Source organism: Catellatospora vulcania (assembly GCF_009720385.1).
GTDB lineage: Bacteria > Actinomycetota > Actinomycetes > Mycobacteriales > Micromonosporaceae > Catellatospora > Catellatospora vulcania.
This window is the reverse complement of record NZ_ML769301.1, coordinates 441,751-458,109: the sequence shown is the minus strand read 5'-3', so window position 1 is coordinate 458,109 and position 16,359 is coordinate 441,751. Positions and strand designations below refer to the sequence as shown.

The 16,359-nt window shown below is 72.1% G+C and carries 14 protein-coding genes; 6 read left to right on the top strand and 8 right to left on the bottom strand.

Annotation, left to right across the window (positions count from 1 at the left end):
- Positions 1-83: 83 nt before the first annotated feature.
- Positions 84-1,700, top strand: coding sequence for a condensation domain-containing protein (locus F6W97_RS02025; RefSeq protein ID WP_155368359.1), 1,617 nt, complete (start codon positions 84-86; stop codon positions 1,698-1,700).
- A 256-nt stretch (positions 1,701-1,956) separates the two neighbouring features.
- On the opposite strand, the gene F6W97_RS02020 is transcribed toward F6W97_RS02025, so the two are convergent.
- The gene (locus F6W97_RS02020; RefSeq protein ID WP_155368358.1) at positions 1,957-3,582 is read right to left on the bottom strand and encodes a pectate lyase family protein; all 1,626 of its coding nucleotides are present in this window, start codon (positions 3,580-3,582) and stop codon (positions 1,957-1,959) included.
- Positions 3,583-3,909: 327 nt separating this feature from the next.
- Here F6W97_RS02020 and F6W97_RS02015 point away from each other — a divergent pair, with 327 nt between their 5' ends.
- A complete protein-coding gene (locus F6W97_RS02015; protein ID WP_155368357.1) occupies positions 3,910-5,268 on the top strand; it encodes a family 43 glycosylhydrolase in 1,359 nt (452 codons plus the stop codon).
- Between the two features lie 55 nt (positions 5,269-5,323).
- On the opposite strand, the gene F6W97_RS02010 is transcribed toward F6W97_RS02015, so the two are convergent.
- The 4 genes from F6W97_RS02010 to F6W97_RS01995 all read right to left on the bottom strand — a co-directional run bounded on the left by F6W97_RS02010 (position 5,324) and on the right by F6W97_RS01995 (position 9,146).
- Positions 5,324-6,715, bottom strand: a complete 1,392-nt coding sequence (locus F6W97_RS02010; protein WP_155368356.1) for a M1 family metallopeptidase — start codon at positions 6,713-6,715, stop codon at positions 5,324-5,326.
- A 62-nt stretch (positions 6,716-6,777) separates the two neighbouring features.
- The gene (locus tag F6W97_RS02005) at positions 6,778-6,966 is read right to left on the bottom strand and encodes a hypothetical protein (protein ID WP_155368355.1); all 189 of its coding nucleotides are present in this window, start codon (positions 6,964-6,966) and stop codon (positions 6,778-6,780) included.
- A 154-nt stretch (positions 6,967-7,120) separates the two neighbouring features.
- On the bottom strand, positions 7,121-8,110 hold the full coding sequence (locus F6W97_RS02000) for an MBL fold metallo-hydrolase (protein WP_155368354.1): 990 nt from the start codon (positions 8,108-8,110) through the stop codon (positions 7,121-7,123).
- Positions 8,111-8,264: 154 nt separating this feature from the next.
- Positions 8,265-9,146 (bottom strand): serine hydrolase, encoded by an 882-nt coding sequence (locus F6W97_RS01995; RefSeq protein WP_230686332.1) that lies wholly within the window; start codon positions 9,144-9,146, stop codon positions 8,265-8,267.
- A 23-nt stretch (positions 9,147-9,169) separates the two neighbouring features.
- On the opposite strand from F6W97_RS01995, the gene F6W97_RS01990 reads away from it, so the two are divergent.
- Both F6W97_RS01990 and F6W97_RS01985 read left to right on the top strand, forming a co-directional pair.
- On the top strand, positions 9,170-10,135 hold the full coding sequence (locus tag F6W97_RS01990) for a LysR family transcriptional regulator (protein ID WP_155368353.1): 966 nt from the start codon (positions 9,170-9,172) through the stop codon (positions 10,133-10,135).
- A gap of 69 nt (positions 10,136-10,204) precedes the next feature.
- On the top strand, positions 10,205-11,527 hold the full coding sequence (locus F6W97_RS01985) for a sensor domain-containing phosphodiesterase (protein WP_155368352.1): 1,323 nt from the start codon (positions 10,205-10,207) through the stop codon (positions 11,525-11,527).
- Here F6W97_RS01985 and F6W97_RS01980 read toward each other — a convergent pair.
- Both F6W97_RS01980 and F6W97_RS01975 read right to left on the bottom strand, forming a co-directional pair.
- On the bottom strand, positions 11,518-12,477 hold the full coding sequence (locus F6W97_RS01980; RefSeq protein ID WP_155368351.1) for a methylenetetrahydrofolate reductase: 960 nt from the start codon (positions 12,475-12,477) through the stop codon (positions 11,518-11,520). The genes F6W97_RS01985 and F6W97_RS01980 overlap by 10 nt on opposite strands.
- A gap of 55 nt (positions 12,478-12,532) precedes the next feature.
- Positions 12,533-13,054, bottom strand: coding sequence for a hypothetical protein (locus tag F6W97_RS01975; protein ID WP_155368350.1), 522 nt, complete (start codon positions 13,052-13,054; stop codon positions 12,533-12,535).
- Between the two features lie 85 nt (positions 13,055-13,139).
- On the opposite strand from F6W97_RS01975, the gene F6W97_RS01970 reads away from it, so the two are divergent.
- A complete protein-coding gene (locus tag F6W97_RS01970) occupies positions 13,140-14,582 on the top strand; it encodes a BTAD domain-containing putative transcriptional regulator (protein ID WP_230686331.1) in 1,443 nt (480 codons plus the stop codon).
- A gap of 7 nt (positions 14,583-14,589) precedes the next feature.
- Here F6W97_RS01970 and F6W97_RS01965 read toward each other — a convergent pair whose 3' ends face one another.
- Complete coding sequence (locus F6W97_RS01965; RefSeq protein ID WP_155368349.1) at positions 14,590-15,510, bottom strand: RNA polymerase subunit sigma-70; 921 nt, start codon at positions 15,508-15,510, stop codon at positions 14,590-14,592.
- A 136-nt stretch (positions 15,511-15,646) separates the two neighbouring features.
- On the opposite strand from F6W97_RS01965, the gene F6W97_RS01960 reads away from it, so the two are divergent.
- A complete protein-coding gene (locus F6W97_RS01960) occupies positions 15,647-16,354 on the top strand; it encodes a DUF899 family protein (protein ID WP_155368348.1) in 708 nt (235 codons plus the stop codon).
- The last annotated feature ends 5 nt before the right edge of the window (positions 16,355-16,359 follow it).

Below are 16,359 nucleotides of genomic sequence, written 5' to 3'. Positions count from 1 at the left end.
CGAGTCTGCATCCGGGGTCGGCGGGCAGGGATCGGCCGAACGGAGGAAAGCGCTTTCCGCCATCGACGCCCTACGCTGTCGTGATGTCCTCTCACGGCCGCACCGCCGACGCCGCGACACCGGTCCGCGCCACCCCGACCGCGCTCGCCGCACCGGAGACGGTGGTGTCCGCGTCGCCCACAGGGCACGCCGCACCGGAGGCGGCCGTGCCCGCGTCGCCCACCGGGCACGCCGCACCGGAGACGACCGTGTCCGCGTCGCCCGCAGCGCACGCCCCATTGGTCGCGGCTCCGTCCACGTCCCCGATCGCGAACGCCGCACCGCTGGCGGCCCCGTTCGCGGGGTCCGGCGACCCGGGCGCGCCGCTGACGTGGGGCCAGCGCGCGCTGTGGATCGCCATCCGCCGCCACGGGGCCAGCCACGCGATGTTCAGCCTGCGCCGGGTGGTCGCCGCGCCCCGCCGCGCCGCCCTCGACGTGCCGTCGGCCCTGCGCGCGGTCGGCGCCCTGGTCACCCGGCACACCTCCCTGCGCACCCGCGTGCAGGAGATCGACGGGCGGCTGCGCCAGGTCGTGGCCGAGCAGGGCGAGCAGCCGGTGCTGGTCGTGCCGCTCACGGAGACCCCCGCCGACGACGGCGCGGCGCTCGCCCAGCAGGTGGCCGCCGAGCTGGCCGCCACCCCGTTCGACCACGCCCGGGAGTGGCCCCAGCGGATCGCGCTGCTGGTGGCAGGCGAGCGGGTGTGCCAGCTCGTCGTCGTGTTCAGCCACACGACCGTCGACTTCCGGGCCGCCGAACTCGTGCTGCGGGACCTGCGGCTGCTCCTGCTGCGGGGCACGGTGCCGACACCGCCGCCCGCGCAGTCGGCCGACATAGCCCGGTTCGAGGACAGCGAGCGCCAGCAGCGGCGCTGCGGGCGTGCCGTGCGGTACTGGCTGGACAGCCACCACCGCCTGCCCGCCGACACCCTGCCCCTGGTCGGTCCGGCCCGCACGCCCCGGTTCCAGCGCTACGTGCTGACCTCGCAGGCCGCCGACACGGCCGCCCGCGCCGTGGCACGGCGCGAGCGGGTGTCCAGCTCGACGGTGCTGCTGACCGCGGTCGCCGGAGTCATCGCGGCGTGGTCGGGTCAGGACACCTGCGGGATCTACACGATGGTCAACAACCGGTCCGCCGACGCGTACCGCGAGGCGATCTCGAAGCTCAACCAGCTCGGCCTGCTGGTGATCGACCTCGCCGACCGGCCTTCCTTCGCCGACGCGCTGCCCCGGGTCTGGCACGCGGCCGTCGAGGCCTACCGGCACGCCTACTACGACCCCGAGCAGATGGCGCTGGCACACGAAGCGGCCGGGCTGCCCTATGCCACCGGCGTCAACAAGCACTGCTATTTCAACGACATCCGGCTCGCGCCCGAGACCGAGCCGCCCGGCCAGGACGTCGACGCCGCGGCGCTGCGGGCCGCGACAGCGCACACCGGCTTCGCGGTCGCCGAAGGACTCGACACCTTCACCTGGCTGATGCGGGTGGAGGTGATCGACGCATCCGGCGGCATGGGCCTGGCCGTCACCGGCGACACCGCCTACCTGCCACCGGTGGTCGCCGAACGCTTCCTGCGCGACCTCGAACGGCTCCTGGTCGACGCGGCCCTCACCCCGCTACCGTGGCCCTGGACCCGCCCGACCACGCCAGATCCAGCTTGAACCATGGACCCGCTAACCGGCATGACCGCGTCGGATGCGGCAATCGCGGACGCTGGGCGCGTTCGGCGGCCACGATCAGGAAGCACGGTCCGGGGCATCGCCCCCAGCGGCGGATCGCCGCGTCATTGGCCCATTGCGTCATGCCGGAACTGTTCCACTCCGGCCGGTCCGTGCGGCCACGACCACGTGGCGCAGGAGGCGGGCGATCCGGGCTCGCCCCGATCACCCGCCTCCTGCGGCTGTCAGCCCGTACAGGTCAGAGCTTGCCCGCACCCGCACCGGCGGTGACGGACGACTTGACCGTGCCCGAGCTCTGCGCGGTGTACCCGTAGGGCACGGCCGCCACGGAGCCGTTGGTCTCACACGGCCCTGAGCTGGTGAGCAGGTTGTCGCGGGCCACCAGGCGGCCCGGATCGGAGTCCGCGTAGCCGCTGGCCGACCAGCACGCCTGCACCACGTTCTCGAACACGTTGCCCTCGACGAGCACTCCGGCGTTCATGGTGGAGGCGATGCCGTACGACGAGGAGTTGTTGTCGATGTTGGAGTAGTAGTTGTTGAAGACGTGGACCGTCTCGCCGAACCGCACCCGCGGGTTGCGCTCGAACGTCCGGTCGAACCAGTTGTGGTGGTAGGTGATCCGCAGGTGGCCGACGTCCTCGCCGGCGTTGCCGTCGGAGTGCCCGACCAGTGAGTCCTTCCAGTGGTTGCGCAGGATGTTCCACGACACCGTGATGTAGTCACCGGCGTGGGTGATGTCGATCATGCCGTCGTAGAAGTCGACGTCGCTCTCGATCGTGCTGGACATCGTGTTGTGGTCGATCCAGATGTGGGTGGCGTTCTCGATCTGGATGGCGTCGCCGCCGGGCACCCCGCGGATGTTGAGGTTCTGGATGATCACGTTGGCCGGGTGCATGTCCTCGATGTTGAGGGTGGTCCCGGAGATGCCGGAGTTCGCGCCGACACCCTGGATGGTCTTGTTCGCGGTGACCTCCACCGTGCCCGATCCGCTGAGCATGCCGTTGACCAGGATGGTCCGGGTGCCTGCGGCCTGGGCCTGGGTCCGGAAGTCGGCCCACGTGCTCACGGTGACCGTGGCTCCGCCCGCGCCGCCGGTGGTGCCGCCGGCCTGCGTGGCCCAGCCGACGATCCCGCCCGGAGGCGGTGGCGGGCTGGTGCTCGGCGACGGCGGCGCGGACGGCGAGGCAGACGGTGACGCGGGCGGTGATGCGGGGGTGGTCGGCGGCGTCGACGGGCTCGGGCCCGCCGCGTCGGTCGCCAGCACGTCGTCGAACGAGCCCGCGGTGTAGTTGGCCAGCAGCCCGGCGCGTCCGGTCGGATAGGAGCCGTCCGCGACGGACACCACCTGGCTGCCGTTGACCGAGCCGACCAGCGAGCTGCCGGTCGCGCTCAGCGACAGGGTGTACCAGGTGCCGGCTGCCGCGGAGAACGGCGCGGAGGCCAGCGTGGTGGTGGTGCCCTTGCGGATCTGGACCGCGGTGGGCGTGAGCACGAGCGCGTAGAAGTTCGACGTGCTCTGCACCCGGGCCGCGACGCCGATACCCCGTGAGGACGAGCTGCTGAACGTGTTGGCCCGGACCTTGGCCGACACCGTGGCGGTGGACCACGATGTCGAGCCCGCCAGGGCCTTGGCGCTGGCCCCGGTGCTCGACTGGGAATAGGCGCCGGACGAGACCGCCCAGCTGCCGCCGGAGGTGCTCCAGCCGGCGGCGTTGCCGTCGTTGAAGTCGTCGGAGAACAGCGTGGCCGCGTTGGCGGCTGCGCCGATGGTCAGGATCAGCGCCGCGACGGTGACACTGACACCGGCGGCCAGGGCGCTGCGGACGCGCCTGCTGCGCCGAAGGGGGACGTGCGCTTCCTGCACTGTAGGACCTCCCTGTGTTGGAATGCGCTTTCCATCCACCTTGGAAGGTCCACTTAAGTCCGTCAATGGCTCCGATGTGCAGCTTTGTTGCAGCAAACCCACCCAAACGCCAATGACCGACGGTCGGTCGGTCCCGATACGACAGCTATGGCGAACTTTGTAACGGCGGCGCGGGCTCCCCCATTCGCAGGATTGACCGGATTCTATGGCAAGCGCTTTCCCGCCACCAGCGACGCGCGGCCCCGGATGACTGCAACGTCATACTTCGATATCCTTCTCTTTCTAGATGCTTTCTTTCCTATTCCGAAAGCGTTCTGAGGAGGAGCGATGCCTCGCACCCGATCCCCCGTCCTGTCCGCGTGCCTCGCGCTCGCGACGATCGCGACCACCCTGACGGCCGTCCCGCTCGCCACCGCGACCCCCGCCGCGGCCGACATCACCACCCTCGCCACGACCGCGCCGTCCCTCGTGGTCAACGGCGACTTCCCCGACCCCGACGTCACCCGCTTCGACGGCGTCTACTACGCATACTCGACCAACAACGGCTTCGGCAACGTGCCCGTGGCCTCGGCGTCCTCGCTGACCGGCCCATGGACCCGCCGCGGCAACGCACTGCCCGCCCTCGGCGCGTGGGCCAGCGGCGGCCTGACCTGGGCGCCCGAGGTGACCCGCCGGGCCGACGGCAGATACCTGCTCTACTACACGGCCCGCAGCAGCGCCGTGGGCCGGCAGTGCATCGGCGCCGCGCTGGCCTCGTCCCCACTCGGCCCGTTCGCTCCGGTCGGCACGCAGCCGCTGGTCTGCAACGGCGGCGAGGGCGGCGACATCGACGCGTCGAGTTTCGTGGACAGCACAGGTGCGCGCTACCTGCTGTACAAGGACGACGGCAATGCCATCGGCCAGCCGACCAGCCTGTGGCTGCAGGGCGTCGCCGCCGACGGCCTCACCTTCCAGGGCGCGCGCGTCGAGCTGCTGCGCAGCGGGCGGCCCGAGGAGAACGGCGTCATCGAGGCCCCCGTGCTGACCAAGGTCGGCACGCAGTACGTGCTCTTCTACTCGCTCGGCGGCTACGGCGGCGACGCCTACCAGACCAGCTACGCGACCTCGGCATCGCTGACCGGGCCGTACACGAAGGCGTACCGCTCGCTGATCACCACCGAGAGTGTCGACGGGACGGTCCGCGGACCGGGCGGCGCGGACGTGGTCCGTGACGCCGCGGGCGACCACCTCGTCTTCCACGGTTGGATCAACAACTACAGCGCCCGCGGCATGTACGTGGCGGCCCTCGGCTGGTCCGGCGGCTTCCCCGTGGTCCGGGGCAGCCGGGTGCGCACCGAAGCCGAGCGCGGCACGCTGAACCGCTGCTCGATCCGCGCCACCACCACCGCGTCGCAGGGCCAGGCCGTCGCGTACATCGACTACGCCGACAGCTGGGTACAGCTGAGCGTCTTCGCGCCGCGGGCCGGGGCCTACACCGTGCACGTCGCGTACGCGGCGGGCTTCGGCGACGCCCAGCACACGCTGACCGTCAACGGCGGCTCCCCCACGACCGTCAACTACCCGAACACCGGCTGGGAGACGTGGCGGCAGGCGCCGGTCAACGTCACCCTGGCCGCCGGTACGAACACGGTGCGGTTGACCTTCCTGTCCCGCTGGGCCGAGCTGGACTACATCGAGGTGGCATGAGCGCAGGCCTGCGCCCGGCGGAAGTCCCCGCGGGGCGCAGGCCTGCGGTAGGCCGTCAGGACGGGCGGCCGGTGGTGTACAGCCACTGGTCGAAGAAGCCGTCCAGCCGACGGGACGAAGCCTGCTCGGCCAGGGCGATGAAGTCGGCGGTGCTGGCGTTGCCGTCCTTGTGCTGCTGGGTCCAGGTGCGCAGGATCCCGAAGAACGTGTCGTCGCCGACGAGGCGGCGCAGCGCGTGCAGGGTCATGCCGCCGCGCTCGTAGACGCTGTCGGAGAAGATCTCCTCGCGGCCGGGATCGCCGGGCGGGACCTTCCACAGGTCGGACTTCTTGTCGGCGTAGCGTTTGTCGTACTGCTGCTGCACGCTCGGCCCGCCGTCGTGCTCCTGCCACAGCCACTCGGCGTAGGTGGCGAAGCCCTCGTTGAGCCAGATGTCGCGCCAGGTGTCCACCGACACGCTGTCGCCGAACCACTGGTGCGCCAGCTCGTGCGCCAGGATCACGGTGTCGGGTCCGTCGGCCCAGGTCTCGGCCGTGTAGACCGGCCGGGTCTGGCTCTCCATCTCGTCCTCGACCCGCTTCTCGGCCACCACGATGCCACCGTAGGCGTCGAACGGGTACGGACCGGCGATCGTCTCCAGGAAGTCGGCGACCTCCGGAGTCCGGGCCAGGTTGCGGTCGGCCTCGCCCACCGGCACCTTCTCCGCGATGGCGGTGATCATCGGCTTGCCCTTGTGCTCGTCCTGCACCACCCGGAACTTGCCGACGGCCATCAGCGCCAGGTAGGACGCCATGGGCGAGGTGACCTCCCAGCGCCAGGTGCTCCAGCCGGCGTTCTCGGTGCGCCCGCGCAGCAGCCCGTTGCTGATCCCGCTGTAGCCCGGCGGCACGGTCAGCTCGATGTCGTACAGCGCCTTGTCGCGGGGGTGGTCGTTGACCGGGAACCAGGCCGCGGCCGACTGCGGCTCGCCGACGGCGACCGCCCCGCGGCGGCTGGTGAAGAAGCCGTTGCCCTCGGCGTCGACGTCGGGCGTGTCCGCGGGTCGGCCGCCGTAGACGACCTCGGTGGTGAACGCCGCCCCGGAGGTGATCGGCACGGCCGGTGTGATCACGAGTTCGTCGCCCTCGCGGGCCGACTTGGCGGCCCGGCCGTCCACGGTGACGCCGGTGACGGTCAGTCCGTACAGGTCGAGGTGGAACTCGTCGAGGGACTGGCTCGCCTTCGCCCGCACCGTCGTGGTGCCGTCGAGCCGCCCGGTGGCCGGATCGAACTTGACCTTCAGCTGGTAGCGCTCGACGTCGTAACCGCTGTTGCCGTAGGTCGGGAAGTACGGATCACCGATGCCGGCCAGCCCGACCTGCCCGGTCAGGCTCGGCGGGAGGAGGCTGCAACCGGCCAGCAGCGACGAGGTGGCGACCGTCATGCACACGATTCGGGCGTTTCGCATGGAATCACGTTAAGTGAGACGCGGGTTCCCCGTGGACGGTCGGCGAAGCTGGGAAGAAGCTGTCAAAGTCCGGAGTAGCTCCTGGCGAAGTCGGCGGCCAGCTCCCTGCCGTAGGCGTGGGTGGCCGCCGCGCAGGGCGACGGCTGCCCGCAACCGTCACAGACCGGCACTTCGGGCGGCAGCTCACCGTCGATGCCCGACAGGACCCTCGCCGGGCCGACCAGCGCGGTGTCGGCTTCGAACAGGTACATGTCGCCTCCTCGCCGTGCCGAAGACCGGCCCCGGTCGAAGCCGCTCTGCTGACGTGGGTTCCCGTGTGGACTGCGACACAAACCTGCCGGGTTCGTCCTCGTGCCGTGACCACCCGCCTCGACCGGGCCTTCGAGCCCGGTCGAGGCGTCCGGGTCAGAAGGTGTACGGGGTGGCGTACTGCGGGCGCAGGATCGTCGTGCGGGGGGCTGCCTGCCGGATCGCGGCCTCGAAGGCGTCCAGCCGCTCGGCGTCGGCGGGGGCGACGACCGGCGGGTTCTGCAGCGGTGCCTCGAAGTTGTCCCAGTGCACCGGCACCACGACCGCGGGACGGTCGAGCGCCTCGATCAGCCGCGGGACGTAGTCGTGCGTGGCGGTGCTCGACGGCAGGGCCAGCATCGCGACGTCCGGGTTCAGGCCCTTCAGGTTGCGCTCGACGAAGTCGCTCGCGCCCATGAAGAACACCGACGGCCCGCCGGTGACGGTGACCTGGTAGGACAGCGTGTCGCCCTCGGGCAGGTCGGCGATGGTGCGCGGGGCCGGGCTGGGCGGGCTGGTGCGCACCCCGGGGAACGCCATCGAGTACGCCGCGTTGCGGCTGTGCAGCGCGGCCACGACCTCGACGGAGTAGTCGACGAAGTCCAGCACCTCGCCACCCTTGACCGGGCTGAGCTGCGCGGCGGGCACGCCTGAGGCGAGCCCGAGGTGGTACGCGGTGAGCGTGCCGAACACCCGCGCGCCGGTGGTGGCGGCCACGGTCGGCACGTCGTTGAAGTGGTCCCAGTGGGTGTGCGTGACGAACACGGTCTCCGGCTTGCCGACGTGCGCGGCCACCGCAGCCTTGTCCACGGTGAGCGCGGTCGCGGGATCGAACGCGCCGGTGAACAGGCCGGTCGGGAACCGGGTGACGTACGGGTCGATCAGCAGGGTGCGTGCGCCGACGTCGATACGCCAGCCGGAGGTGCCCAGCCAGCGCAGTGTCGCCGTCTGCCGTTTGGCCGTGCCGCGGCGCGGGCTGGGCGCGGCGGCGGCCGGGGCGGCGAGGGCCGGGGCGGCGGCGGCCGGGATGGCGGCGATCGAGGTGAGCGCGGTGCCTGCGGCGGCCGTACGCAGGAAGCGGCGGCGGTCGGCCGAGTGCTCGGACATGATTGGTTCCCCTCGTGCGGTGGATCAAGATGACCAGCGCAGCGAAACACCCGTCCGGCGGCGGCGTCCAAGATCGTATGGCGGCACCTGCGATATCGGTCCGGATATCAGCCCAGTTCAGGCGGTGCCCGACGAGACCGGCAAGTGGCCCAGGTCACTCGCCGCGCAGCTCGTCCACGGCCAGTTTCGCGGCCCGCCCGAGCACCAGGTCGAGTTCCAGCCGCGGCATGGACAGGTGCTCGGTCTTGGCGAACACGGCCACCGCGTAGCGGCCGCCGTCGGGATACTCCACGACCCCGGCCTCCATGTGCAGGCCGGGCAGGGTTCCGGTCTTGCCCCCCACCCGCACGCCCGGCGGGAACGCGGCGGCCAGCCGGGTCCAGAACAGCTGCCGGAGCATCAGCGCGCGCACCTCCGCGCAGGCCTGGGCTGGGCCGGCCTCGTCGCGCCAGATGAGCCCGAGCAGCCGGGTGATCTCCTCGGGCGTGCTGGAGTTGGTCTGCGCCGGGTCGAACACCCGCAGCGCCCGGACCCGCTCGTCGGGCAGGGTCGGGAAGATCCGGGCGAACTCCTCGTCGTCGCGCGCCCCGACGTCGGCGATCATGGTCGCGAGCAGCTCGCGCGGGCCGCCGACCAGACGGGTACGGGTCAGGCCCAGCTCCTGCGCGAGCAGCGGCAGCAGGTCCGGTCCGACGCGGTGCAGCAGCAGGTCGGCGGCGGTGTTGTCGCTGACGGACATGGTGAAGTAGGCCAGGTCGCGCAGTGACATCTCGACGTCGTCGGCGCAGCCCGCGGTGCCCCAGCCGCCGAGCCGGTCCCCGGCGCGCACCAACGCCCGGTCGGCCGGGTCGAGGGAGCCCGCGGCGGCCTGCCGGGCGAACTCCAGTACCAGCAGGATCTTGAAGATGGACCCGATGACGACCTGGTCGTGCGCATCGACGGCGACCTCGCGGCCGGTGTCGAGGTCGCGGGCGTGCAGCCACCCCCGCATGTCGGCCTCGGCGAACGCGCCCGCGATCCGGTTCGTGATCATCATCCGGCCAGCCTATGGTCGGACAGGTGGATCTCTCCAAGCACCTGCGCTACTTCCTGACCGTCGCGGAGGAACTGCACTTCAGCCGAGCCGCGGCGATCCTCGGCATCGCGCAGCCTCCGCTCAGCCAGGCCATGCGGCGGCTGGAGGACGAGCTCGGCGTCACGCTGTTCGACCGGCTGCCGCGCGAGACCGCGCTGACCGCCGCCGGGCACGCGCTGCGCGAGCAGGCCCGGGAGTTCCTGGCCGCGGAGCAGCGCATGCGCACCCTGATGACCACCATCCGCGACGGCGCGCTCGGCACCCTGCGCGCCGGGGTGCCGCCGGAGACCCCGGCCGCCGCGCTGGGCGAGCTGCTGCAACGGCTGACCGAGCAGGCCCCGGGCCTGGACGTCGACCTGCAGGAGCTGACCACCGCGGAGCAGCTGGAACTGCTCGCGGCCGCCCGGCTCGACGTGGGGCTGGTGCACCAGCCCGTCGACGACGTGGACCTGTGCGCCGGGCCGACGACCCGCACCCGGCTGGGCGTGGTGCTGCCCCGCACCTCCCCGCTGGCCAGGTCGGCCGAGCTCGCCCTGGCCGACCTCGCCGGGCACGGCCTGGTGATCTTCCCCCGCGCCACCGCGCCCGCCTGGCACGACCACCTGCTGGCGGTATGCCGGGAGCACGGTTTCACGCCCGGCCGGATCCGACACGCCCGCAACCCCGAGTTCCTGTGCGGGCTGGTGCTCGCCGGTCAGGGGCTGGCGCTGGAGCGGGAGTCCGCGATCCGGCGCGAGCCGCGGGTCACCTGGCGGCCGCTGACCGGCGACCCCCTCTGGCAGCAGGTCGCGGCGGTGTGGCCGCGCCGGTCGCCGCATCCGGCCGCGCGGCGGTTCGCCACGCTCGCCGGTGAGGTGCTCGCCCGGTCCGCGGGGACGCCCGCGCCGGAGCGGGCCGAAGGAGCTCCGCCACCGTGGTCCGTGGTGTTTCACACCGCCCCGGGTGTGTGACGGGACGTGTCACCTGCGGACAGATGGGTATAACCCTCAGGTATCGGCCGCTTGCCGATACGCTGGCGAATGAAGATCCAGATTGACGCCACCCAGCTGGCAGATGCGGTCAGGGGGTCGTTGATGGCGGTGGGCGGTCCGCCCGACGCGGGCGCGGCGTTCGACGCGGTGCTCTCCGGCGGGCTGATCCACGCGGTCTATCAGCCCATAGTCGCGCTGGGCAGCGGCCGGACGGCGGGATACGAGGCGCTGGCCCGCGGCCCCGCCGGCGAATTCGCCTCGCCTGACGCGCTGTTCCGGCACGCCGCGCAGGTGGAGCGCGTCGCCGAGCTCGACTGGGCGTGCGGGTCGGCGGCCTTCCGAGGCGCTCTGGCAGCCGGGCTGCCGCGCCGGCTACCGCTTTTCGTCAACGTCGAGCCGGTGACGACGCGCACCCCGCCGCCACCGGAGGTGCTCGCCGTCCACGAGGCGGCGCTGGCCCGGCTGCAGGTCGTGGTCGAGCTGACCGAGCGGTCCCTGGCCGCCGACCCGGCCTCGCTGCTGTCGACGATCCTGGAGCTGCGCAGGCGCTCGATCCGCATCGCCCTGGACGACGTCGGGGCCGACCCCACCAGCCTGGCCATGATGCCGCTGCTCAGCCCGGACGTGATCAAGCTGGATCGCAGCATCGTGCAGGGCCGCGTCACGCCGTCGGTGTCGGCCGTCGTCAACGCGGTGCTGGCCGAGGCCGAACGCACCGGCGCCGCCGTGCTCGCCGAGGGCATCGAGACGCCGCACCACCTCGCCATCGCGAGATCCATGGGGGCGACCCTGGGCCAGGGCTGGCTGTTCGGCCGTCCCGGGCCGCTGCCGGACACGTTCGGGCAGGCGGACCTCGTGCTCGCGCAGGTGGACGCGCCCACGGCCACCGCGGCCACCCCGTTCGAGGTCGCCCGCAAACACCGGCCCGTCATCCGGACCACCAAGCAGATGCTCAAGTGCCTGAGCCGGCACCTGGAGAACAAGTGCCTGCAGCTGGCCGAGCCCGCGGTGCTGCTGGCGACCTTCCAGCAGATCCGCAACTTCGACGAGCACGCCCGGCGGCGCTACCACGAACTCGCCGAAAGATGCGTGTTCACCGCGGTGTACGGGCAGGGCATGCCGGCGCATCCTGCCGAGGGGATCCGCGGCGGGCCGCTGCGGGCCGACGATCCGCTGGCCGGGGAGTGGACGGTCGTCGTGCTGGCCACCCACTTCGCCGGCGGCCTGTTCGCCTGCGACCGCGGCGGCCCCGGCGCGCACGACGACCGGGAGTTCGACTTCGTTCTCACCTACGATCGCGACCTGGTCATCGAGGCGGCCCAGCCGCTGCTGCACCGGCTGGTGCCGACCGAACCGGACACCTACTGGTAGGTCAGCAGCTCGCGCACCTCGCGGGCGAGTTCGACCGAAGCCTCGATCTCCACCTTGCGGATGGACACGCTCTCCACGTTGAACCCGAACGGCACGCCCAGCCGCCGGCAGAACGCGGCCAGCTCGCGGGCGGTCGCCAGGCACTGCTGGTACGACTCGGTCAGCGGGTCCTCGGAGTAGCGCAGCGCGTTCTCCAGCCAGCGGGGCACGTTCACGCCGAGCCAGTGCAGGAACGACAGCGTCTTCAGCGAACCGCACACCGACAACGTGAAGATCACCGGACGAGGCTCCACGCCCTTGGCCGCACACGTGTAGTGGTAGTCCGACAGCAGGCTCTTGGTCGCGTCGACGTCGTACACCACCTGCGTGATGAAGAAGGACGCGCCGCGGTCCTGCTTGGTGAGCATGCGCAGGTGCTCGTCGCCGGTGCGGGTGTAGCGCTCGGTGATGGCCACCGCGCCCAGCGGCAGGTCGGCACGCACCCGGTCGCGCAGCGCGTACGCCTGCGTCAGCCCCGTGCGCACGCCCTTGTCCCGCGACGAGGCGCCGACGAACACGCCCAGCACCCGGTCGGTGTCCACCTCGCCGAGCCAGTCCGCCAGCTCGGGCTCGGTGTACTTGCCGACGCACCGGTAGATGACCGCGGGCAGCTCCCACGCGCCCAGGTGGTCGCGGTGGAACGCCACGGGGTCCATCGTCGGCAGGTACGGGAACGGGCGCTCCTGCGGGTTGCGGTCGCTCTCGTCGTCGATGTCGTACAGGATCAGCCCGTCGAGGTCCACCGTGGCCAGCCGCGCGAGGGTGACCTCGGCGATCTGGGCGGCCTGCTCGGGCGAGACGCTGCGCCGCGGCGGCGTGATGCCCAGCAGCAGCACCCCCGCCTCGGCCCGCGCCAGCATCGCGCGCAGGGACCGGCGGCCGGGACGGATGGGGGCGGTGTCGTCAGCCATCCGGACACGGTATCGCGCGTGGCCGGGTGCGCGGGGCACCCGGCCACGCGACCGCTCAGTCCAGGTCGTCGCAGATGTTGTGCGAGGTGCCGTGGACCATCGTGACGGTCTTGTAGTACGTCGGCGTGAACGCGATGGTGTAGACGCCGTCGATCAGCCACATGCCGCGTGCCAGGTTGCCGCCGTCCACCCGGAACCCGAAGATCGCCGGGCCGACCACGTACCAGGTCATCGACCCGTCGGCGCCGTAGTCGATCAGCGCCGTGCCGCTCGCGTCGACACGCGTCGACTTGCCGGTCTCCAGGTTGATGTAATCGACGAGGAGGTCGCCGGCGTACAGCTCGCGCTTCGGTTTGCCGTCGGCGTACGTGTCCAGCACGAGCTTGCGCACCTCGTCGAGGACCGGCTGGGCGCGGATGGCGAAGTCGCAGCGGGCCCCGGCGGGCTGCTCGAAGCCCGCCTGCGGCGCCGGCACCCAGCCGCCGTGCGCCCCCGATCCTTCGGCTGCCTGAGCCGGCGCGGCGCCTGCCAGCAGCGCGGTGACCATCATCACGGTGGTGAGGACTGCTCGACGCATGAAAGCTCCCTTCCTGTGCTTCGTTGGTTGCCGGCACAGCCTGGCCCGGCCGCCTCACCACGGTCTGACCACTGAAAAAGGACTGATGGGTGCAGATCGCCGGGTCACAGGCGCGATCCGGCCGGGTCGCGCAGGCCGCCTCACCACCGCCTCGACGCGCGACAAGGTCAACCCGTCCGGCCCGGCCGAGCGTCCTACCGGTATGGAGTTCCACCTGCTCGGCCCGTTCGAGGCCCGCCACGACGGCCGCCTCGTGGACATCGCCAGCCGCCGCCAGGAACGCTGCCTGCTGGCCCTGCTGCTGCTCGACCTCGGGCGGCTGGTCACCATCGACCGGCTCATCGGCCTGCTGTGGAACGGCAGCGCACCGGCCTCGGCGCGTGGCGCCGTGTACACCTACATCGGCCGCCTGCGGGCCGCGCTGAACCCGTACGGGGTGCGTATCACCACCCGCGCGGACGGCTACCTCGTCGAGGCCGACGACCACCGCGTCGACGTCGCCGACTTCCACCGCACCGTGCAGCAGGCGCTGGACTCCGCCGATCCCGCGGCGCGAGCCGCCCTGCTGGACGGCGCGCTGCGGCTGTGGCGGGGACCGCTGCTGGCCGACGTCGCCGACGAAGCGCTGCGGCACCGGCTCGACGGGCAGCTCGACGAGGCCCGCCTGGTCGCCGTCGAGGCACGTGCCGAGGCACACCTCGCCATCGGCAAGCACTCGCGGGTGATCAAGGATCTGGGCGGGCTAGCCGAGCGGCATCCCCTCCGGGAACGGCTCGTAGGCATCCTGATGACCGCGCACTACCGCGCCGCCCGCCAGGCCGACGCCCTGCTGCTGTACGAGGCCACCCGGCAGGCGCTCGCCACCGAACTCGGCGTCGACCCCGGCCCCGACCTGCAGGAACTGCACCGGCGCATCCTGCGCAACGATGACCGCCTGGACCAGCCCCGCCGCGCGGTGTACGAAGTGCGGGTCCGCGACGAGACGCTGCCCTGGATCGTCGGCGGGCACCCCGCGCTCGACTTCTGCAACACCTTCGCCGGCTGGGGCGAGACGGCGCCCCTGCCCGGCGCCGAGTGGCTGCGCGGGTACCGCACCTTCGCCGTGTGGTGCGGCTACACCGGCCTCGCCGACGACCCGACGGTGAGCCGCCTGCTCACCCTCGCCGACCGCGACCCGGCCACGGCCGAAAAGACGCTGGAGCAGGCACGGGCACTGCGCGCCCAGCTGTACGCCTGCCTCAGCGGGCCCGCCGACCACACGGCGTTCGACGCGGTCGCCAGGGCCGCGGAGGCGGCCGCCAGGACGCTGGAGTACACGCGCGACGAGTCCGGCGGCGGCCGCTGGCGGCCCGGCCTGGAAGCCGGGCTGCGCCTGCCGCTGCACGCCGCCGCATGGAGCGCCGCCGAGCTGCTCGCCGACCCGCGCCGGATGACCGTGCGCTCCTGCGCGGACTCACACTGCCGCTGGCTGTTCCTGGACGAGACCAGCATGCGCCGCTGGTGCAGCATGGTGACCTGCACCGGATAGGTCGCTATCACGGCTCCAGCGTCGCGGGCATGCCGAAGGCGGCGACATGGCGCGCGCCGACGAAGGCGTTGCTCTCCACGATCCTGCCGTGCTCGATCCGGAGCACGTCGACGACCAGCCCCTCGTAGTGCGGGCTGCCGGGCCTGCGCAAATAGCAGATCAGCGCGGGCCGCCCGTTGGCCGAGCCGGGGAAGGTCCGCCAGTCGAGGGGCCGCGTCAGGAACTCCGCGACCGCGTCGATGCCGACGACCGGCGGCTCGGGCGGCATGGTGATGCGCACGTCGTCGGAGAGCAGTTCACGCAGCGACGCCGGATCCGTCGCGTCGGCGTACCGGCGCAGGATCTCCTCGTCCTGGCGGGTCAGCCGCGGGCGCCGCCAGTCCCCCGGATCGGCCGGGGCGTGGTGGCGCAGGGTGTGGCGGGCCCGCTGCAGCAGGCTGTTGACCGCGGTGACGGGGGTGCCGAGCGCGTCGGCGATCTCCTGGGGTGTCCAGCCGCGGATGTCGCGCAGCACGAAGGCGGCCCGCTGCCGACCGGGCAGATACATGAGCGCCGCGATCAGAGCCAGCTCGACGGTCTCCCGAGCGGGGACACCGGCCTGCGGGTCGTCGGCCAGCAGCGCGTCGGGATAGGGACCGATGTCGGTGGACCACTCCAGCAGGTCCCCGGACGGCATGGTCCGGCTGGCGGCCGCCTTGCGGGTGTCGAGGAAGACGTTCGTCGCGATCCGGTAGAGCCAGGTGCGCACGGAGGCCCGGCCCTCGAAGCGGTCGCGGGCCCGCCACGCGCGCAGGAAGGTCTCCTGCACCAGATCGTCGGCGTCGGGCACGTTGCCCACCAGGTGGTAGCAGTGCAGGTGCAGGTCGCGGCGGTGCTCGCCGAACGCGTTCTGCAGCCGGACGGCCCGCTCGCCAGGCGCGTCGGACATGCGGTTCTCCCGGAGCTCGGCGGTCGTCACGAAGGCACAGACGATCGGGAAGGCCGTTTCTCATCGGTGACCGGTGAAGGATGCCACCCGGGCTCGTCTGAACAGTGACCGATTCGATTCACGAGAGGACGACACCATGACGGCACGACCTGTGTCCGACGCCGCGAGCCCGCCGGTCGTCGACCGGCGGAGCTGGTTGCGAGCGCGAGACGAGCTGCTGGCCCGGGAGAAGGCCCACACCCGCGAGGGCGATGCCATCGCCGCTGCCCGCCGCAGGCTGCCGATGACGCCGGTGCCTCCCGTCGCCGTGCAGGGCCCCGGCGGCCGGACGCCGCTGGTGGACGTGTTCGAGGGACGCAGCATGCTCATCGCGTACTTCCACATGTGGCACGACGACGCGCCGTTCGAGGAGCAGTGCGAGGGCTGCACGTTCTCCACCTGCCACGTGCAGCTGCTGGACTACCTGCACGCCCGGGACGTCACCTACGCCGTGTTCTGCCAGGGGCCCTACGCCGACAGTGCCCCGTTCGCACGGTTCATGGGCTATCCGTTCCCCTGGTATTCGGCACACGAGGCCGATCCGGCCCTGGCCGACGGCCGGGACTTCGGGTTCATCGCCTGCTACCTGCGCGACGGGGACCAGGTCTACGAGACCTACTGGACGACCGGGCGGGGCGTGGAGGCGCTGATGACCAGCTACCACGCCCTGGACCTGACGGTGTACGGCCGGCAGGAGGCCTGGGAGGACTCCCCCGCCGGCTGGCCGCGGGTGAGCGGGCATCCGTGGCGGCTCGACGGCCGCCCGACGGCCCAGTGGAGCCGCCCCGGCGTCGCCGCACGGTGACCGCA